This is a genomic window from Mycobacterium sp. NGS68, assembly GCF_059812195.1.
In genome coordinates this window covers 264064-283395 of record NZ_JCALCE010000001.1, presented here as the reverse complement: position 1 = coordinate 283395, position 19332 = coordinate 264064, and the positions used below count along the sequence as shown (strand labels likewise).

Genomic DNA, 19332 nt, shown 5'->3' with positions numbered 1-19332 from the left:
GCCTGCCTGCCGCGATCGTGGGAAGTGGGTTCTGTGGATCAACCCCGGACGCACGGGAGCGCACCCGTCGCCCTTTGGCGCTCGGTGCGCGGTCTGCCGGACTTCTGGCGACTGCTGCAGGTGCGCATGGTGAGCCAGTTCGGCGACGGGCTTTTTCAGGCGGGGATGGCCGGGGCGCTGTTGTTCAACCCGAACCGGGCCACCACTCCGATGGCCATCGCGTTGGCTTTCACCGTCTTGTTTCTGCCTTACTCACTGCTGGGACCGTTCGCCGGGGCGCTGATGGACCGGTGGGATCGCCGGCTAGTGCTGGTGGGCGCGAACGCGGGGCGGCTGGTCCTGGTGGCCGCGATCGGCACGGTGCTGGCCGTTCGGGCGGGGGAGGTTCCGCTGCTGTGCCTGGCGCTGCTCGCCAACGGTCTGACCCGCTTCGTCATGTCCGGCCTGTCGGCATCGCTGCCGCACGTCGTGCCCCGCGAAAAGGTGGTCACGATGAACTCGGTGGCCACGGCGGCGGGCGCGGCGGCGGCCTTTGTGGGTGCCATCTTCATGTTGTTGCCGCGCTGGCTTGTGGGCGAGGGCGATGAGGGCTCGTCGGCCGTCATCTTCATCGTCGCGATACCGCTGGTGTTCGCGCTGATTTTGTCGTGGCGGTTCGCGCCCCGGGTTCTCGGGCCGGACGACACCCGGCGCGCCATTCACGGATCGGCGGTGTATGCGGTCATCACCGGGTGGGTGCATGGCGCACGCACGGTGGCGCAGCTCCCGTCGGTCGCCGCCACCCTGTCCGGCCTCGCCGCACACCGGATGGCGGTCGGCATCAATTCCCTGCTGCTGTTGCTGCTCGTCCACCGGGGGATGGGGACTGCGATGGTGTTCTTCGCCGCGTCGGGCATCGGCGGCTTCGTTGCCACCGCGCTCACCCCGCCCATGGTGCGCCGCTGGGGGCGCTATGCCACCGCCAACGGTGCGCTTGTGGCGGCCATGATCATCCAGATCGCCGGCGCCGGGCTGGTGATCCCGATCATGGTGGTGTGCGGGCTGCTGCTCGGCGTGGCCGGTCAGACGATCAAGCTGTGCGCCGACTCCGCGATGCAGATCGACGTCGACGATGCCCTTCGCGGCCACGTGTTCGCCGTCCAGGACGCGCTGTTCTGGGTCGCGTTCATCATCTCGATCACCGTCGCCGCGGTTTTCGTTCCCGACGACGGGCATGCGCCCGCGTTCGCGTTGTTCGCGGCGGGGCTCTATTCCGTCGGCTTTCTCCTGCACGGGATCATCGGACGGCGCGGGCAGTCGACGGCGGCACCTTCGAGGAGGCAATAGTGGCCAGTCCAGCAGCGATCGTCGCCGACCTGCGCGCCGAGAGCGACGACCTTGATGCGTTGGTGGCGCCGCTGTCGGCCGACCGCTGGGCGGACCCCACGCCGTCGCCGGGCTGGACCATCGCGCACCAGATCGCGCACCTGCTCTGGACGGACCGGGTGTCGCTGACGTCGATCACCGACGAGCCGGGGTTTGCCGAGGTGCTGGCCGCGGCGTCGGTCAATCCCGCCGGCTTCGTCGACGCGGGCGCCGAGGAGTTGGCGGCCGTCGCACCGGCCGAGCTGCTCGCCGACTGGCGCGATACCCGTCGTCGGCTGCACGATGCGTTGCTTACCGTCGCCGACGGTCGCAAGCTGCCGTGGTTCGGCCCGCCGATGAGCGCGGCGTCGATGGCCACCGCGCGGCTGATGGAGACCTGGGCGCACGGACTCGACGTCGCCGACGCGCTTGGTATCGAGCGGCCCGCCACCGAGCGGTTGCGCTCGATCGCGCACCTGGGGGTGCGGACCCGCGACTACGCGTTCTTCGTCAACAATTTGACGCCGCCTGGCGAGCCGTTTCTGGTCGAGCTGCGCGGCCCCGACGGCGACGTCTGGGCTTGGGGCCCGGCCGACGCCGCGCAGCGGGTCAGCGGCTCCGCGCAGGACTTCTGCTTCCTGGTCACTCAGCGACGCGCGCTCGGCGAGCTGGATCTGGTGGCGGTGGGGGAGGACGCTCGGCGCTGGCTGGAGATCGCGCAGGCCTTCGCGGGGCCTCCCGGCGAGGGGCGCTGAGCGCGCCCCGCGCGCGAAAGCGAGACCGAGCCCACCAGCCCCGGCGAGGGGCGCTGAGCGCGCCGCCTTGTTGACTCTGCGCTGAGCGCTTGGCCTATTCGCGATTCACCGCGCTGGGCGCAGAGTCAATCGCGATGATCGCCCTCGAGGACCACCCGTGCGCGGGCGACCTCTTTGTCCGACCCGGCACTGCCGCCCCGCGCCAGCATGCCCGCCGGAGTCAGCGGCATCGGGGCACCGCCCATGCCGGTCGTGGGGCTGCGCAATTCCGCGGCATTCAACACCCCGGCCCGCCCGCCGACAGGTCGCCCGCCATTTTCCGGCTCGAAGCTGCTGGTGGGCCGCGTATAGCTGGTCAGCCCGGCGCCGGGGAAGCCCCCCAGGCCGCCCGCCCCACCGCCGACCGACGCGCCGCCCAGCCCACCGGCGGCCAGCACCGGTTCGGCGGCGGCGGCAGCGGGAGCGGCGTTCGCTGCTGCGGCCGCGGGAAACATCCCGCCCAGCGACTGCAGCATGGACTGGGGCAGGCTGCCGACGCTCTGGAAGGCCTGCATCGGCGCCTGCAGCATCCCCTTGAGCGGTTCAGTCGCACTGGACACCATCGACATCGGTTGCTGCATCAGCGAACTCAGCTGCCCACCCGCATCGGCCGGGGCGGCCGCCGTCTGCCCCGCCGTCTGGGAGGCCTGGCCCGTGAGCTGCACCGCGTTGTTCATGCCCGTCTGCGCCGCCGCTTGGCCGACCGCCTCCGCCGCCGCTGCGGGAGCGGCCGGAGAGGCGCCCATCGGGGCGACGGGCGGGGGCACGGCCAGCGCGGCGACCAACGCGCTCAGGGTGCCGGAGTACGCCCAGCCGATGCCCGAATTGTGTGGCCAGTGCTCGCCGTAATACTCGCCTTCACGTTCGGCGATCGCCGGGCTGTTCTGCCCGAACCAGTTGGTGCCGTACAACACCGCCGTCTCGTCGCGGTTGGTCTGCGAGATTAGCGACGGGATCACCGACGACTGCGCGATCGCGAACGCCTCGACCGCTGCCTGCGTGACGCTGATCTTGTGCGCCGTCCAGCCCACCAGCGTCTGCAATCCCGCGTTGAGCCCGGTCGCCGTCACCATCGACGCGACCGCGCCCAGGCCCTGCCACTGCGCGGCCGTCGCGATCGTATTGATCGCCGAAAGCCCTTCCGCCAGTTCCTTATTCGCGGTCTCGGTGACCCAGACGACGTTGTTGGCGAGGACCGACGCGGCGCTGCCCGCCTCGAAGATCGCAGCGATCAGCTCCGGCGGACCTGTCCACCTAGGGTCTGCCATGCTGCGCTTACAGCAGGCCCGCGTTGATCGCCTCGACGGCAGCGGTGGTGCCGGCGGCCATACCTTGCGCGCCCGCGAAGCCCGCGCGCTGGGCGACATGCTCGGTCGCCGAGGCGAGGTAGGCGGTGCCGGTGGCATTCAGTGCGGCCGCAAACTCGATGGAGTCCGCATCGGCCGCCATCGGCAGCACCCCGGTGAGCGCCGCCGCTCCGGCCACGGTGCTGGCCGCCATCTCCTCGCTGATCCCAGCCTCGGCACCGGCCGACGCGTTGACGCCTTCCGGAATCATGCTGAACAAGCCGCTCATCCGCATATCTCCCTAACCTTGGCCCGAAGTTGTCTGAGTTTAAGGACGGCCGCCCAAGCTGTCGAATCACCTATCCCCAGGGGTAACGAGCAGGTCGGCCCACGCCGCCCGATGGGCCCGGTCTCGCTGTCGCGCGACACTGAAACATCTGCGACGAAACGCCGGGCCCGGCCCGCTCGAGGGTGCACAAAGTGCCGGTCAGCGCGGCGTGTCGGCGTACATCTGCGCACGCTCGCGAGCAAGCGACGCGCCGCTAGTCCGGCGTCCCGACGAGCACTCCTTCGATCGCCCCCTCGGTCGTGACCAGCAGGCCGCGGCCGGGGGGCAGCTGGTGGGCGCTGACCCGGCCGAACACCTTCACCGCCGCGGGATCGTTATCCATGAACAACGTCGGCGCCCGCGAGCTCGTCATCTTCTGCAGGAACGGGTTGGTCACCGACACCCCCGCCCAGTTGCCGGGCAGGCGGGAGACGATCACATGCAGGCCGATCTCCCGGCTGCGTTCGATCAGGCCCCACAGTGGCGCCGTCGCCGCGTTCTTGCCGATCACGCCGTGCGGCCGCAGCTCCTGCTCGTCGTCGATCAGCAGGAAATGACGCGGGCCCTCCCAGTTGGCCCGGCTGAGCAGTTCATCCTGACTCAGCCCCGACGGGGGCAGACGGTCGCGCATGATCTGGGCGAGTCCCTCGATCACCTCGTCGATGTCGTCCTGGGTGTACGCGTAGGCGTGCACATGCGGACCCTGGATCTTGCCGATGAGCGACGTCTTGGGGTCGATGATGCTGATCTGCGCCTGCTCGGGGGTGAAGCGGCTGGCGATCGCCTGCCCGAGGGTGGCCAGCGCGGTGGTCTTGCCGCACAGCTGGCGGCCGACGACCAGCAGATTGGGCACCATTCGGGCCCCAAGCGCCACCGGCTGCAGCGCGCTTTCCCCGATCGCAAAGGGGATGTTCAGCGGGTCGGCCGCGCCGGCGGTGTCCGCGAACGCCGCGATCACCTGGCCGAGCTCGATGCGCTCCGGCAGCCGCGCCAACCGCTCCACCCGGCCCGCGCCGGTCCACTCGGCGATCAGCGGGCCGATCTCGCGGGTGCCCACGCGGTCGCCGGTCGCGGCGGTGATCTCGGGCAGCCCGACCAGCAGCTCGTATCCGTCGCGGGTGACGCCGAAGCCCGGCCGATCCAACGTGTTACGGGCCGCCTTTCGGCGCTCGAAGCCCTCGCCCATCTGCGTTTCGTCGGGGTTGCTCAGCCGCAACTGAATGCGGGCGTTGGACACGTTGACCAGCTGTTGCTTCTGCCCCACCAGCCACGCCGTGGCGCTGGTCATGACGTGCACCCCGTACGACAGGCCTTGGCGGGCAACCGCGATCAGGCGGTCACCCATCATGGGGTCCTTCTCGTACAGGTCGCTGAAGTTGTCGACGACGAGGAAGACGTCGCCGAACTTGTCGTCCGGATCCGTCGGTCCCAAGCCGGCCGAGCCGGTCGCGCCGTCACCGAACCGTCGATCGCGGAATTCGGAGATATCGATCTGGAAGCGCTTGAATGATGCCTCGCGGGCCAGGATCAGGCCCTCCATCGAGGCGAGCGTCCGCGACACCCCCTCACCGTCGGTCAGGCTCACCACCGACGCGACGTGCGGCAGGTCGTCCACCGGGTACAGCGACGCCCCGATGCAGAAGAACGTCACCCGCTCCGGGCGGTACATCAATGCCGCCGACGCCATCAGCGTCATGAGCGTGGTGGACTTGCCGCGCTGCGCGGTAGCGACCACTATGACGTTGTCCATCTCCGCATCGATGGCGTGCACCCGCTGGGCATGCTCGTCGGGAAGGTCGACGACGCCGAACGGGAACACCAGCCCTGGGTTCTCGCCGTAGTCCACGTGCCACGGCCTGCCCCGCCAGCGTTCCACCAGTGCGTCGACCGGCTCGCTGACTTCCAAAGGCGGGAGCCAGATCTGGTGGGGCGGCCGCGCGGGGTGGGAGACCAGCGACTCGCGCACGACGTCGACCAGTTTCTTCTTGCGGAATCCGTCGGAGTGGAAGAGAAATTCGTCGGGCTCCTCGGGTTCGTCGGCCACCGCCAGTGCGGCGCTGTCGGATTCGCTGAGAGGCTGGTACGCCCACGTGTAAGAGCGCGGCTGGGAAAAGCTCACCGCTACGGTCTTGTCGACGTGAACGGCCCGCTTGGGCACCACGAACGGGGCGGACACGTAGAAGCAGCGGAACTGCTCGAGGTCACGCGGCCCGACTTTGAGCAGCGCGTAGCCGTTCTCCTTCGACGGCAGGTGCAGGGCCGAGTCGCTGCCGATGACGTCGCGCGAGTCCTCCGCGGTCTCGGCGCGCAGCGCGACACGAAAGGCGATGTTGCTCTTGACTTTACTCAGTGACGACAGATCCAGACGCTGGCCGCCGAGGGTGAAGAAGACGTTGCAGCCGCGGCCCTCCTGACCGATGTGGATGACGAGATCGATCCATTCCGGATGGTGGATGAACAATTCGAGGTATTCGTCGATGATGACCAGCAGAATCGGTACCGGCTCCAGATCCCTTCCGGCGAGCCGCATTTCCTCGTACTCGTTGGCGTCTCGGGCTCCCGCATCCTTGAAAAGCCGGTAACGCCGGGCTATCTCACCGTTGATCGCCTTGCGCATCCGATCGGCCAGGTGACGGTCATCCTTGCCCAAGTTGGACAGCGATCCGGCGACGTGCGGGAAGCCCTGCAGGTCTTGGGCGGCCGACTCGAACTTCATGTCAACGAAGATCACGATGAACGTCTCCGGCGAGTGGGTCAGCGCGATCCCACTGCACAGCGACAGGAAGTACTCCGACTTGCCCGATCCGGATGTCCCGATGACGACGGAGTGAAAGCCGTAGCCACCGAAGTCCTTGGCGCGCAGGATGACGTACTGCAGCTCGCCGCCCTGCCGGACGCCGACGGGCACCATCGCCCATTTGTGGTCGCCTCGTCCACGGCTGTCGGCCCAGAGCCGGTCGACGTCCAGGTCCCGCGGATCGGTGATCCCGAGCGCCCGCAGCAGTTCGCCACCCTGACTGTCGGTCTCGGACAGATCCCCGGCGCTCATCGGCGACCAGCGGGCGAGCGCCCTCGCGTACCGGTTGGCGGTGCTTTCGGCCAGCATGTCCGCTACGGCATAGAACGTCTCACGATGCCGGAGCCGACCTTCGCGCAGCGAAAACCGATGGGCGGCATCGAATCCGACCCCGACGCCGGCCCGGGTCGCCAACCGCAGCACCGTGATGCCGGCCATGCCCTTCTGGCCGGTCACGCCCTCCCACTGTTCGGGCGTGCCCACGTTGTCGTCGACGATGATCCAGTACGGACCGAGCGTGCCGACCGACTCCATCGGCGACGGCATTGACGTTGGGCTGCTTCCCACCGGCGGTGCCCACGGTCCCCGGCCCTTGCGGTGCAGCTCGGCGTCGAGCGCCTCTTCCAACTCGGTCGGCGACGCAAACACCAACCGCCGCAACCCACATGCGTCGAACATTTCGTCGTGCTGATTGTGCGGCAGCCACACCAGCCACGACCACGCCTCCGGGTGCCGGGTCACCACCATCAGCTTCAGGTCGGTGGGGCTGTGGTAGACCGCCAGCGAGCTCAGCACGGAGCGCATCAGGGCGTGCAGCTCGTCCAGCTCGTCCCCGAGGAAGCTGAACCCGGGGCTTGACCGCAGGCTGAGCACCTTGCCGATCCCGCGGATCTTGCTCTGTTCGAGGATGAAATCCCTTAGCGCACCGCCGGTTACCGGTTCCAGCTCTTCGCCGACAGGAACGTCGGGCCATTGCAGCGACACCGCGGATTCGTTGGCTTGCTGCACGCCGATGCCCAAGCGGACATCGAGGAAGTCCGAGTCGCCGGGTCGGCGCTCCCACATCCGCGGGCCGCCGATGACCGTGTCCAGCCGTTGCGGGTCCGCGTGTACGAAAAGCTGGCCTCGACGCTGCTGTTGAGCGGCGGTCTGCACCTCCTCGCGGTCCTCGTCGAGCTGACGCAGGTAACTGCGGCGTTGCTTTTCCTGTTCACCCCAACTGATTCGGCGGGCCCGCCCGAATCGTCCGCTGAACATCAGCGTGCCGAAACCCACCAATCCGATCATCGGGAAGAACCCCGACTGCAGCGAGCGCACGCCCGATGCGTACATCACCACCAGCGTGCCGATGATCCCCACGAGCAACGCCGGCAGCGCGATCATCAGCAGGATGTTCCGCGGCTCGCGCTCGGGCAGTGCCAGCGGCGCGCCGACTGCGATTCGCACCGGCGGCAGGCTCGGTGGCGGCTTTCGGGCAGCACGGACGAAGCCTCGCTTGGACATTGGCTAACCTCCGGCGTTCGGCTCGTTGGACTCGGGAATCGGCGCCACCGCGCCACCCCCGGGGAGGGCGTCGCGCGCCACCAATGCGGCGTCGCGGCCGATCGCCGGTCCCGCCGCGAACGTACGAACGATCGGCCAGGGCGCCTGCACCGCGAGGCGGGAATCCATCCCCAGCGCCTGCAGGGTCCGCTGGTCCGACTGGATGCCGTACCGAACCCCCTGCGGCGAAAGCCAATACAGGCTTTCCCGACTGCCGGACACCACCACGCCGCTCGTCGTCGCGACGAAGTTCGCCGCGCCCGGCAGCACCAGCGTCTGGTTGGCCTCCACCGAATCGGGCTCGCGGTCGTCGCGGACCAGGCGCACCATGCGCGAATTCATGCTGGCCGGCACCGGCAGGCCGCGTCCGCTGAAGACGGTGATCCTGGCCTGCGGGTCGCCCGCTTGCTTCTCCCACCCGACGCAGGTCACCGGATTCGCCGCCGTGTCAACGAAATCCAGCTTCCCGGACGGATAGTAGTCGACACTGAGCAGGTCGACCACCGGAATGTGGATCAGCTTGTCCGGCGCGACGAGCGTCGGCGTCGGCGAACCCTGGGAGTCCCCGGTGCGCAACAGGTCCGCGACGAAACTGCTGATCTTCTGCACACCACCGGGCAGCAGCACATAGAAGCCGTTGACGACGCCGTTCGCGTCGCGCGTCTCCAGCACGCTGCCCACGGTGGCCCCGGCCAGCCATTGCGACGGCGTTCCGGCGTCCGGAATCGTCGGCAACACAAGGGGTTCCGTCGATGGCATGGCGTCGAACAGGGCGTTGGAGATTTCGATCGGATAGGTCACGCCCGGATCGAGGCCGAGGTTGAACGTCACCGAGCGCTCGGTCGGGGTGATGCGGGACCGTTGGCCGTGCCAGATCACATAGGTTGCGCCACGGTGGGTTGCGAGGACGGCCTGCGTGGTGCCCATCGCCGCCGCCCGGCCGAACGGCGAAAGCTGGCCCGCGATGGACGTCACCACCGCGGGCATTCCGCTGCCCCGGGTGGACGCGGTGTCGCAAACCGACCACGCGGACACGGTGCTCGCCGTGACCGACAGGCTGTCCGGCACGCCCGGTATGCCGATCATCGGTCCGGTCGGGTATTTGGCGATCTCGGTCGCCTTGACCCAGGCCGGGCTCGCCGCATTGCCGACGGCCAGTCGCGCGGAGGTCAGGTTTAGGGCGGGGTACAGGCGTCCGTTGATTTTCGCGTATACCGCGCCGGTGTCGCGGTCACCGATGATCGAGGATTCGCCGATCAGACCCGCGGGCTTCATGATGTGCAGCAAGGCCATCCAGCCGACACCGATCAGGACGAGCACGAACGACAGCGCCACCGCCGCTTGCTGTTTGCGGTCGTCGTGCTTCATCCGCACCGAAAAGCGCGTGATCGCAGCGCGCAGGCGCCGGTTGTAGAACAGGTGCCCCGAATTCTGGTCGCGATTGGACAGATTGAGTGGCAATGCCTCCCCTTTCGGAGGGTCTCGCGTCGGCCGTCAGTGCAGGTGGCCGCCGTACCTCGCCTGGTTGTCGGCCTCCGCCTCGTCGCGCAACGCTGCGATCGCGAGGTTCAACCTGTCGGTCAGTTCGCCGTGTGCATATCCGGTCATCACGTCCGGATGCAGCGTCAACGCGAGCAACCGGCCGTCGGAATTTGCGACGGCGTGAATATCGCCCAGGTCGACGCTGTAGGTGACGGTTTCGGCTTGCGCGACAAGGGCTTCCCACTTGTCGGCCGCCTCGCTCAGCTCACGCAGAACTGATTCGACGAGAGCCTTGTCCGTGACATCACTCAGCTCGCTGCGACGGCCCGACCCCGACACGAAGACAGTATGTCGACCCCTCCCACCAGCGTCAATTCAAGGCCAGGTGCTGCGGCGCTGCCGTCACACTCCTGATTCCCACCGACTGGCCGGCGGGGCGTTGAGCTTTTGGAACCAGGCCAGGTGGTAGTTCGCGGTTGTCGAGTCGCCGGTGACGATGCCGTCGGTCGCGGCCAGCAGCAGGCAATTGAGCAGCAGCGCGGGATCGACGTTCGGATACTGCGCCAGGACCTGGTGGTGCGCGGTGTCCAGGTGCACGCGCAGCAGGTCGACCTCGTCGTCGACGACACCGGTTCCCGCGGCCGCGGCTCTGGCCAACGTGTGCACCATCCGCGGCAAGCCGTCGCGCCAGTGGGTGGCTTGGCCCAGCTCCCAGCCCAGGTCGTCCACCGGGGGCAACTCGCGGGGCTGCACCGACGACGTGGTCTCGGCGAACTGCGTCGACCAATCCATCGCGTCGCCAGGGGCATAGGTGACGATGCGGGCCGCGTCGCCGAGCAGCGCCGACACCTTGCCGATGCGCCGTTCGGGCCCCAGCAGCGCCACCCCGGCCGGCAACGCGATGCCCGCAGGTATCCAACCGTGCGCCAGGTCGGTGGCCAGCACCGTCCTGCCGTCCGCGTAGTGCGCGACGGCCCAGTTCAGCCGAGGTTCCTGCCGCACCACAAAGGCGAGGAGCCGCCGCAGCCGTTCGTCGTCGGATTCGGGGTGCGGCGGCGGCGCCGGGGGCGCGTAGGCCTGCGGTGCCGATGGCGGAGGCGGCGGCGGTTCGGGCTCGTAAGTTTCAACCTCCTGCTCGTCGACAACGACGACGCTCTCCGGAGCCGGCGGCGGCAGGTAGGCCTGCGGCGGGGGAGGGGCCAGGGCGGGTGCCGGAGCTGGAGCCGGCGGCGGGGGCGGGGGCGGAGGCGGGGGCGCCTGCACAGCAATCGAGGCGGTCGGCTCCGGGGCAGGGGGCGTCGGTGGTTCAGGCTCGTCGTCGTCGGCCGGCGCATCGACGTGAGCGGCGCTCTCCACCGCCTCGGACTCAGGGCTGTCGACGACGGCAGCCGGTTCGGGGTCGACGGCAGGCGCCGGGGGCTCCAGGTCCCTGACGGCGGGAATGACCTGTGTCTTGTCGAGGTCTGCCCCAGCGGATTCTTCGACGGGCGTCTCGGGCATCACAGGCGCCACAGGCGCCATCGTGTGCAACTGGCGAAGCGTCGATTCGACCCGTCGCACGGCGTGGGTGCGGGCGCGGGCGATCAGTCGGGCCTCCTCGGCCTGCCGGACCGGATCGGACATGCCAGCACGCCGAATGATCCTCAGCTCGTCGTTGGCGACGCGGGCGATCCGCTGCAGATCGTCCCTGAGAAGGTCTGCGACCGTTGTGGTTTCGGGCGTCACCGTCGACAGTTCGGCAGGCCACAGCCCGCCTATCACCCAGGGGGTGCAGTCGATGGGAGAGCTGAATGCCGGAATCGCGAGGGATTCCTGCGCCGCTCTCCGGAGGCGCTGACGCGCCGATATCCGCCCGAAGATCGCCACCGGCCAAGCGTACCGGCATCGCGGCGAGCGCTCCTCGCACGCGGTGAATTGTGCGGCAGGGACGGCCTGGGTAGCGTGGGGACATGGCTGACTCTGCGCTGCAGCAGCAACTCGACGAGGTGCGTGTGTTGCTTGGCCGTGCGCGAGAGTTGTTCGGCGCCAACCCTATCGAGCCGCCGGTCGATATCGTTCCCGATCCGAACGCCGCCCGGCCCTGGATGGTTTGAGCCCTCACCCGTCGCGGCGGCGCAACTGATGCGCCAGCAGCTTCTCGATCGCCTCATCGAGGTCCTCGGGCCTCGGCACCTCGGCCGACGGGGTATGTCCGGCGGCCACGATCTCGTCTCGCACTTCCAGCAATGCCTTCAGGCACGATACGTCAGCGGTCAGCAGGATGCCCTCCGCCAGGGTGTCGGCGTCGGTGTCCATCGCCTCGGCGCTGAGCGCGACGCTGTGCATGTAGCCGCCACGGCAGGAGCGAACCAGGATGTGTCCGCTCGGGTGCACCGTGTCGAACGCGGGATTGGCGTCGGTCATCGACCGCCGTCGGCCAGGTTGCCGAGATTGCGGGCCGCTTCGTGCTCGTGCTGGTCCCACGCCGTCGCCGAGACCCTCAGGTTGCGGGCCATGTCGGCGTGGTCGTCGGCTTGTTGCTCGTAGCAGTGTCGTCGCAGCTCCAGCAGGTCGCGTCCAGCGTCGCGCAGCTCGCTGAAGATCGGTCCGAGCGAGTCCAGACTCTCCTGGATCGCGGCGTGCGACGCCGGGACCGACCGCAGGTAGTCGGAAGCCTGCTCGTGATGCGCAGCCGCCTCACGTAAGTGCGCGGGCACCACACGGATTTGGTCTGCCATCGTTGTCTCCTCACTTTCCTGACGTGGTCCACGCCGCCGCTGCGGCGGGCCGGGTCGGTGCCGGTGCGTCGGGCTGCGCCGGGGCCGCTCCTCCTGCCTGAGCCGCCGACGTCGGCGGATGCTCCCAGCCTAGAAAGCTGGGCCCGCTCACGGTCGAGATGTGCTGAATCTGGCCGTCGAGGATGGCCTTGCTGTGGCCCAATGCGACCGCATGACGATCGGTAAACATCCCGATGTCACCCGGCACCACCAGCGCCGGGTCGATCGGGCGGACCACCGGGGTCCCGGGCGGGGGAATGGTTATTCCTTGCTGCCCGAAGGCATCTGCGATAGGCGTGCCATTGGCGGCGGCCTTGATCGCGGCGGCCAATTGCGGGCTGGCGGCGGTCACCGTTTCGCCGTCGGGCAAGGTCACGGTTGTCGGACCTACCGGCGGTGATTCGGGTGCGGGCGGATCCTTCGGGTCGACGTCCTTGTCGTGCGGATCATCCGGGGGTTCGCGGTCTTCGGCCGTCAGACGCGGTTCGTCGCCGAGACCCCGCAGCGCCGGATCGATTCCGCCACCGGTCAGCCCGGAAAGCGGCAGCCCGCCCGGCACACCGAAGCCCGGCAGGGCGGCCGGCGCCGCGCCGCCGCCGGATCCCACGCCCGGGATGCTCGGCCCGCCGGTACCGAGCGGAGTCATCGGCGCGGCCGATCCGGCAGGGGCCGACGTCGGCGCCTCTGCGGCCAGCAGGCCGGGGTCGTCGGCCAGCAGCGAATCCAGGTCGGCATCCGTCGGGCCGCGCGCGGCTGCGACCGCGGCGGGCGCCGCACCCCTGGCGACGGCCGGGGGACGCTCCTCGCCGGCACCGCCGGGCACCCCTTTGGAGGCGTTGTAGAGCGATGTCCAGGCGGCCATCAACGCCGCCTTCGACGTGTCGTCCAGGCTCGCATCGGCTACCACCGCGCGGATGTCTCTGAGCTTGCCGATGAGGAACCGCTGGAAGTCACGCGCGCCCGCGGGGGTGTCCAGATCCGATCGGGCGCGCAGGGCACCCTCGATGTCGCGCTGCAGTGTGGTCAGCGCGTCGCGGCCTTCGGCGGCCTTCAGGTGTGCATTCAGAATCGCCGAAATCACCTGCAGGTCGAGTTGCGAGCTCGCCGAATTCTGATGTGCCAGAGCGGCTTCGGCGGCGGCGATCGCTTCCGCGGCGTCGCCTCCCGCCGGCCCACCCACGCCGGGCGGCTTTCGCGACGGGTCGAACACGTCGGGGTGCAGTCGTCGGATCTTGTCCAGCAGCGCGGCGCGCTGTTCCCGACCCGTCGTCAATGCGAAGACGGCGTGCACCTCCGCCTGGGTCAGGCCTGCCTTCCACGCTTCCGGGTCACCCGTGGCCTCCCGAAGCCGCCTCAGCGCTTCGGCCAGATCTTGCTCTACCGTCATCGGCTAGGCCGCCATCCGTGCTGCGTGCCGCCCGAGCCCTTCATGCCGCGTCACGGTACGTCGGCCGCATCGGCCCGACAATTCACCCTGTGGAACGTTCGCCCGCGCGCATCCGGCGCACGGTGTCGTCGAAGACTCGGTCGAGCAGTTGTTGGTTCCCGGAGGTGGCCATGCCGGACACGACGAGTCCGGCGACTCGGGCGTAGGAGTAGTAGTCGGTGCCGATCGGGTGGGCCGGGTATTGCTCATCGGTCACGGTGACGGTGTATCGGAAACGCTGCGGTGCGCCGACTCCGCGCGAGTCCTCGAGGATGCGCAAGGTATACCGGAAACCCGGGAAGCGGACCCGGAAGTGCAGGCAACGGGATACCAGTGACCGCGTGTCGTCGAAGATGGCCGGCTTGAACTCCCGGCCGATTTCGACCCGGACGTCGGTCTTTTCGGACCCCAGGTACGCCGGGCTGGCCGGATCGTGTTCTTGGACGGTGGCCGCGGGGTATGAGCCAGTCGTGATCCCGTACGCGGTTTCGTAGCATTCGACGGGCTGGTAACCATCGACATTGCCGATGTTGTGGTAGCGGCCGTACCCGAAAATGTTGGGTGAGTCGTAGCTCTTGACGCGGGTCCAGCCGTCGGGGAAATCGCTCTGCTTGGGCAACAGGTCCGCCAATTGCCCGTCGTTCAACACGGCCATGCCGGGGGCGTCCGGCACCGGCGCGCGGGCACGCAACGCGGCGAGCGCCGCGGGCGCGGTGATCGCCACCGCGGCGACTCCCACGAGGCACATCGTCGCGGCGATCAACCGCGCCGTGCGCTTACCGACGGGTCGGGCCTTCACCGTGCTCTCAGCTTCTGCAGTGTTTGGGCGGTAACCCGATTGACCACTTCGGCGTCGCTGCCGCCCAAATTGGTCGCGCGCTCCAAGAGCACTCCGCGCAACCAGTAGTACGTGAGGTGGTAGACCGTGGTGCGACCGGCACGCGGCGCGGTCACGATCGTCGATCTGGTGACGCTGAGCGCTGCGTCCACGCGATCGGCGGGGCGCGCATCGATGGTGGTGGTTACCCTCCGAGTCTCGACGCGACGGCTCTCGGGGTTCGTGGCGGTGACACTGTAGTTTCCGCAGTGGCCAAGCCAGTCAACGTAATTCGCGATTATCGACGCGCCGTCGCTCACCGGGTAGATGGCGAGCCGCGCATTGGGTTCGGGATCGTCGTTGTACATCGCGACCACTCGCGCGATTTCGTTGGTCTGCCGGTCGACATGGACAACGGCGGCGTAGCGGGACCCATCGAAGAAGTCGGTGAGCGCGGGACGGTTCGCGCACTCGCGCGGGGTGTAGTCACCCGGAGGCGGCGGCGTCACCGCGGCGCTGTCGGGACCCGTCCGGCGCACTTCGCCGCGCAACGAGTAGTTCCAGTCGGCCGGGAACTCGTCGACGCCCGGCAGCAGCGTGGCCAACTCCCAGTTCGGCAACGACCGCAAGCTCACCGGGCGGGCGGGAAACGCGAGAAGAGTCGCCCCGCAAAGGCCGAGCACGACGAGCACGCCGGCGCACACGCTGCGCACACCGTTGCGGCGGATCGGCGGCCGGTGCGCGGCCAGCGGATGCTGCTCCGGACTGCTCACCGTGGTGCTGATCGCGCCGGCCAATACCCCACGACACCGTCAAACTCGAGGTCGGTCTGAGGGAAATCATCACCTACCGCGATGAGCGGTTCGTGCGCGAGTTTGGCGGTGGCGTAGGCCATCGCGTCACCGTAGTTGAGAGCGGCGGGATGACGGCCCTTGCCGTACTGCAGATAAGCACGGTGCGCGATCGAGACGTGATCGGCGGTGAATGGCTGCAGGCCCAGACTGATTTCGTCACGTATTCGATCGAAGGCCATCCGCGCTGTGACTCCGTGTCGGCTGGTGAGGACGATGAGGCATTCGACAGCATTCGCGGTCGACATGACCGGGCTTCGGTCGACGGCCAGAACCGCCGCGATCTGTTCGGTGTAGGGAGCCTGGCCCTGGATGAGGGCAATGACCGCCGACGAGTCGACGATCACTGGCTCACTCCGGTCGTCGCCCCGTATCCGAGTGCTTGTTCACGTTCCGCTTTGGTGATCGGGGATCGGTCGGTGAGCAGCGGCCAGATCTCGCTTCGGAGAACGTCGAGCAACTCATCGGCGCGATTCGCATTGCCCGACTGGGTGATCTCGACCTGCGCCTTGAGCGCGTGCCTGATGGCTTCGATGCGGCTCGGCAGGTGGAGGCGCCTGGCCAACTCGTCGGCGAGGCTGATGACCTCGTCATCCTTCACGTTGAACGCCATGGATACATGGTACCGCATCACTGGTATCTAGTACCTGCTCTTCATCGCCGCCTGCCCTCGAAGTGCCGTCGCAAGAATCTCGCAAGCCGTCGGCGATACCCTGCGGTTCGAGAGCAGCGGAGGCCTCCCATGCACACTGCACCCACCGTGAAATCGGTTCTTGCGACGGCACTTCTGACTGGCGGCCTGGTGGCCGGATGGGGATTTGCCACAGGTACCGCCTACGCCCGTCCTGCTCCCGCGCCATCGCGTGCCTGGCCTGGCTGCCCCGAAGACCACCCCGCCGGTCCGTGTCACTGGTGCCCGGGCGACCCTCCGGTGCAGACCGGCAATCTTCGCGTGAATCCGGTGATTTGGGACAACAACGTCTGCCACACGTACTGGTACGTGTATTTCGGGCAGGGCAATGTCGCACAGAACATCTTTGAGGGCGAAATTCCACCCGCACCGCCCCCACCGCCACCACCCGGCCTGATCAACAAAGACAATTGTCGGCAGATCCTCGGCCCGTTCTGCCCGAGTTAAACAAGTGCCGACGCCGAGGCTCCCTGAAGGACAACAATTTCCGCCGAAATATCTACCGTGAACCGGCGCCCTTGGGGGCGATGTGCGTACGCTTCGCCGCATGCGAGCACTGCTGATCGCCATCCTCGGCACATTCGCGGTCATAGCCCTGATCGCGATCATGATGCTCGCCAATGAAACCGAATGCAGGACCATGGAACGACGGCGAGATGCCCGAGAAAGGCCCGATTTCGACATAGGAGCTGGGCAACGGTTCCGGTTAAACCGCGCCGGGGGCCAAGGTGTACTGTTCCCGCAATCCTTCCAGCACAGCGCTTTTCGCGTGCGCGACGTCCTGCGCGTGCGCCACCACCGCGGCGATCTCGCGTTGTTTGGCGACGAGGAAGCGCTGCAACTCCCGCGCGCCAAGCGGGGTGTCGACGGCTGCAGATTCTCCCGTCACCACGCGTTCGATCTCGGCTTCGATCGCGCCGAGCCGCTCGACGCTCTCGCGCATCTCGGCGTGAGCGCTGGCAATGACCTCGGTCAGTATCCGATCGGCGTCGGCAACCGCCTGGTGCCGGCTCGCCAGCGCTGCCCGTTGCGCGCGGATGGCGCCTACCGAAGGTCCGGCCTGCTCTGCCATCGGTTCAACCTCCTAGACCGGCCGGCGGATTTGCACATGATTGCCCAGCGGGCTGATTCGTACCGACGCGCCCGAGTGCGGCGCCTCGACGACCAGGTTGTGACCGATGGCCATCTGTACGTGCCCGGCGTGCGGGAAAACGAGGTCACCCGGCCGGACGTGTGAGCGCGGCACTGGGATGCCGTCGTTGATCTGCTGGTAGGTGGTGCGGTCCAGGTGCACGCCCGCCTGCGCGTAGGCCCACTGGACCAGACCCGAGCAGTCGAACTGGTTAGGCCCGGTCGCACCCCAGACGTACGGGCGGCCCAGGCGCGACAGTGCCGCCCGCACCGCGAGGCCCGCCCGGCCGCTCGGCAGCGGCAGTCCCCCGTGATGGGCCAGCCGGTAACGCAGAGCTCGCAGCGCGCCCACGTGCCGTCGGGACTGTGCGCGCGCGGTCAGGACGTGCGCCCGTTGCGCCCGCAACCGCGCGATCCGGCGCCTGATCGCCTCGCGCTGGGCCAGCGGCGTGGCCGGCGTGACCGCCGCCTCGGCGCGGGCCTCGTCGAGCACGCCCTTGGTCAGCTCGTGCGCCCGCGCCCGGTCCCGGTGCGCATCGGCCAGGACGGCGGTGACCGCGGCGTCCGTCCGTGCCGCCGACAGCAGGGCGTCGCGGCTGCGATGCACCGCGCGCCGATAGTGACCTTGTGCCGCAGCGGGATTCAGCTCGATGGCGCCGGCGTCGACGACCGCCCGCCGGGCGCTGCCGGCGAACATCTGATGCGCCCGCGTCAACTCGTCGATCTCACTCACCGGTTGCCCCGGCCTCGATCGCGTCGGCGAAGGCGCGGACGCGGGGGAGTGCGCCCGGCGGGATGGCTCCCCGGTTGCGCATGTCCCAGAGTTCCTCGGTGCCCACCCCCAGCAGTGCCGCGATGATGGTCTCCGGCAGCGCCGATCGCGCACATGCCCGGTCGAATCTGGCGCTCAGGCTGGTCGGCATCCGCTTCAGCAGGTCACTGCGCGTCGCCTCGAGCTCCTGCAGATGCTGCATGAGCCGCCCGCTGGATTCGGCGCCGGCGTTCACCGCCACCCGCCAGGAGCTGGCCGCCAGCAGCTCGGCCTTCACACACTGCGCGATCACAGAGAGAATATACGTCTCATATTCGTTTGATGTCGTCGCGGGCAATCGATCGATGACCGACTTGATCGTATCGAGCTGGGCTTCGGCGTAGCCTTCGAGCACTTCGGTGTCGCTGCGGCGGTCGACGACGACCGCGCCGGTGCGACGGGCGGCGAGCGGCTCCGGCGGCACCGCTGCGATCAGCCGGGCCAGTTCGGCGTCGGGATCGGCGGCCACCAACAACCTCGAATAGGTGCCCGGCGGCAGCCCCAGCCCGTTTTCAACCTTCTGAACTGTGCTTTTGTGCGGCTTACGCGCGCCGCGTTCCAGGTAGCTCAAACCCATGATGCTGACGCCCGTCGCTGCCGCCAGGTCCGCCAGTGACAGGTCGCGGGACTCGCGCAGCGCCCGGAGGGCGGCCCCGGCCGACTCACGGCTCATCGCACGCTCCGGCCACAGGCCGGATATTACACAAACCCCGCGCCATCCCAACGTATATACGTTTTGGTACACGTTTCTCTTGCGATGAGCGCTTTGGGTTGTATACGCTTTCGCCTACGTTTCGCCTCGGACTAGGAGATCAACATGGGAAACCCCTGCGCGACCAATCCGGAACTGTGGTTCGGCTACCCCGACGACGACGGCGGCGACGGGGCGGCGAAGGCGCGGGCCTACGAACGCTCGGCGACCGAGGCACGGGTCCAGTGCCTGCGCCGCTGCCCGCTGGCGCAGCAACGGCTGTGCGCGGAACGCGCGATCAGGCATCGCGAGGAGTACGGGGTGTGGGCTGGCGTGAAGCTTCCCGGCGGGCAGTACCGCAAGCGCGAGCAGCTCGCCCGCGCTCACGATGTCTTGCGGCGCATCGCCGCCGGCGAGATCAACGCCAGGGAACTCCCCGAGAACGCGGCGCTGCTGGAGCGGCGCGAACGCGACGAGGTTTCAGTGCCCGGCGTGGTGGTGCATCTGCCGGTCTCGTGCCCGAGGTCGGCGGCCTGACGCCGAGGTCAACGCGACCGTTTGCTGACCCATTTGACCGGGTAGCCG

At 68.4% G+C, this 19332-nt stretch carries 21 protein-coding genes; 5 read left to right on the top strand and 16 right to left on the bottom strand.

Features of this window, described 5'->3' with window-relative positions; all coding sequences use genetic code 11:
- Positions 1-6: 6 nt before the first annotated feature.
- Positions 7-1326 carry an MFS transporter gene (locus tag AC5Y5V_RS01235; RefSeq protein WP_499931090.1) on the top strand — a complete coding sequence of 440 codons (1320 nt, stop codon included), beginning with the start codon at positions 7-9 and terminating at the stop codon, positions 1324-1326.
- Positions 1326-2099, top strand: coding sequence for a TIGR03084 family metal-binding protein (locus AC5Y5V_RS01230; protein ID WP_499930720.1), 774 nt, complete (start codon positions 1326-1328; stop codon positions 2097-2099). Before AC5Y5V_RS01235 ends, AC5Y5V_RS01230 begins: the two co-directional genes overlap by 1 nt.
- Before the next feature lie 125 nt (positions 2100-2224).
- On the opposite strand, the gene AC5Y5V_RS01225 is transcribed toward AC5Y5V_RS01230, so the two are convergent.
- From AC5Y5V_RS01225 to AC5Y5V_RS01200, 6 genes are all read right to left on the bottom strand, one after another.
- The gene (locus tag AC5Y5V_RS01225) at positions 2225-3406 is read right to left on the bottom strand and encodes a PPE domain-containing protein (protein WP_499930718.1); all 1182 of its coding nucleotides are present in this window, start codon (positions 3404-3406) and stop codon (positions 2225-2227) included.
- 7 nt (positions 3407-3413) lie between these two features.
- Positions 3414-3713, bottom strand: a complete 300-nt coding sequence (locus tag AC5Y5V_RS01220) for a PE domain-containing protein (protein ID WP_499930716.1) — start codon at positions 3711-3713, stop codon at positions 3414-3416.
- 253 nt (positions 3714-3966) lie between these two features.
- Positions 3967-8052, bottom strand: a complete 4086-nt coding sequence (gene eccCa / locus AC5Y5V_RS01215; RefSeq protein ID WP_499930714.1) for a type VII secretion protein EccCa — start codon at positions 8050-8052, stop codon at positions 3967-3969.
- Between the two features lie 3 nt (positions 8053-8055).
- Entirely contained in the window at positions 8056-9552 is a 1497-nt protein-coding gene (eccB, locus tag AC5Y5V_RS01210) for a type VII secretion protein EccB (protein WP_499930712.1), read from the bottom strand.
- Between the two features lie 33 nt (positions 9553-9585).
- The gene (locus AC5Y5V_RS01205) at positions 9586-9912 is read right to left on the bottom strand and encodes a DUF2710 family protein (protein ID WP_499930710.1); all 327 of its coding nucleotides are present in this window, start codon (positions 9910-9912) and stop codon (positions 9586-9588) included.
- A 63-nt stretch (positions 9913-9975) separates the two neighbouring features.
- A complete protein-coding gene (locus AC5Y5V_RS01200) occupies positions 9976-11439 on the bottom strand; it encodes a DUF5631 domain-containing protein (RefSeq protein ID WP_499930708.1) in 1464 nt (487 codons plus the stop codon).
- Between the two features lie 83 nt (positions 11440-11522).
- Here AC5Y5V_RS01200 and AC5Y5V_RS01195 point away from each other — a divergent pair, with 83 nt between their 5' ends.
- Positions 11523-11666 (top strand): hypothetical protein, encoded by a 144-nt coding sequence (locus tag AC5Y5V_RS01195; protein WP_499930706.1) that lies wholly within the window; start codon positions 11523-11525, stop codon positions 11664-11666.
- Positions 11667-11670: 4 nt separating this feature from the next.
- Here the strand turns inward: AC5Y5V_RS01195 and AC5Y5V_RS01190 are convergent, their stop codons facing one another.
- The 7 genes from AC5Y5V_RS01190 to AC5Y5V_RS01160 all read right to left on the bottom strand — a co-directional run bounded on the left by AC5Y5V_RS01190 (position 11671) and on the right by AC5Y5V_RS01160 (position 16036).
- Complete coding sequence (locus tag AC5Y5V_RS01190) at positions 11671-11976, bottom strand: DUF2694 family protein (RefSeq protein WP_499930704.1); 306 nt, start codon at positions 11974-11976, stop codon at positions 11671-11673.
- Entirely contained in the window at positions 11973-12290 is a 318-nt protein-coding gene (locus AC5Y5V_RS01185) for an ESX-1 secretion-associated protein (protein ID WP_499930702.1), read from the bottom strand. Before AC5Y5V_RS01185 ends, AC5Y5V_RS01190 begins: the two co-directional genes overlap by 4 nt.
- A 10-nt stretch (positions 12291-12300) precedes the next feature.
- A complete protein-coding gene (locus AC5Y5V_RS01180) occupies positions 12301-13716 on the bottom strand; it encodes a DUF4226 domain-containing protein (RefSeq protein WP_499930700.1) in 1416 nt (471 codons plus the stop codon).
- An 82-nt stretch (positions 13717-13798) separates the two neighbouring features.
- Positions 13799-14554: a hypothetical protein gene (locus AC5Y5V_RS01175; RefSeq protein ID WP_499930698.1), complete on the bottom strand. Its 756-nt coding sequence runs from the start codon at positions 14552-14554 to the stop codon at positions 13799-13801.
- Positions 14551-15345 carry a hypothetical protein gene (locus tag AC5Y5V_RS01170; RefSeq protein WP_499930696.1) on the bottom strand — a complete coding sequence of 265 codons (795 nt, stop codon included), beginning with the start codon at positions 15343-15345 and terminating at the stop codon, positions 14551-14553. The genes AC5Y5V_RS01175 and AC5Y5V_RS01170 overlap by 4 nt, the downstream gene beginning before the upstream one ends.
- On the bottom strand, positions 15342-15770 hold the full coding sequence (locus AC5Y5V_RS01165) for a type II toxin-antitoxin system VapC family toxin (RefSeq protein WP_499930694.1): 429 nt from the start codon (positions 15768-15770) through the stop codon (positions 15342-15344). Before AC5Y5V_RS01165 ends, AC5Y5V_RS01170 begins: the two co-directional genes overlap by 4 nt.
- On the bottom strand, positions 15767-16036 hold the full coding sequence (locus AC5Y5V_RS01160; RefSeq protein WP_499930692.1) for a type II toxin-antitoxin system VapB family antitoxin: 270 nt from the start codon (positions 16034-16036) through the stop codon (positions 15767-15769). The genes AC5Y5V_RS01165 and AC5Y5V_RS01160 overlap by 4 nt, the downstream gene beginning before the upstream one ends.
- Positions 16037-16375: 339 nt before the next feature.
- On the opposite strand from AC5Y5V_RS01160, the gene AC5Y5V_RS01155 reads away from it, so the two are divergent.
- On the top strand, positions 16376-16561 hold the full coding sequence (locus tag AC5Y5V_RS01155; protein WP_499930689.1) for a hypothetical protein: 186 nt from the start codon (positions 16376-16378) through the stop codon (positions 16559-16561).
- A 259-nt stretch (positions 16562-16820) separates the two neighbouring features.
- Here AC5Y5V_RS01155 and AC5Y5V_RS01150 read toward each other — a convergent pair whose 3' ends face one another.
- The 3 genes from AC5Y5V_RS01150 to AC5Y5V_RS01140 are packed head-to-tail and all read right to left on the bottom strand — an operon-like array spanning position 16821 to position 18729.
- A complete protein-coding gene (locus AC5Y5V_RS01150) occupies positions 16821-17186 on the bottom strand; it encodes a DUF4226 domain-containing protein (protein WP_499930687.1) in 366 nt (121 codons plus the stop codon).
- Between the two features lie 12 nt (positions 17187-17198).
- Positions 17199-17942, bottom strand: a complete 744-nt coding sequence (locus tag AC5Y5V_RS01145; RefSeq protein WP_499931089.1) for a C40 family peptidase — start codon at positions 17940-17942, stop codon at positions 17199-17201.
- A 28-nt stretch (positions 17943-17970) separates the two neighbouring features.
- On the bottom strand, positions 17971-18729 hold the full coding sequence (locus tag AC5Y5V_RS01140) for a helix-turn-helix domain-containing protein (RefSeq protein ID WP_499930685.1): 759 nt from the start codon (positions 18727-18729) through the stop codon (positions 17971-17973).
- A gap of 144 nt (positions 18730-18873) precedes the next feature.
- Here AC5Y5V_RS01140 and AC5Y5V_RS01135 point away from each other — a divergent pair, with 144 nt between their 5' ends.
- Positions 18874-19284 carry a WhiB family transcriptional regulator gene (locus AC5Y5V_RS01135; RefSeq protein ID WP_499930683.1) on the top strand — a complete coding sequence of 137 codons (411 nt, stop codon included), beginning with the start codon at positions 18874-18876 and terminating at the stop codon, positions 19282-19284.
- Positions 19285-19332 lie beyond the last annotated feature (48 nt).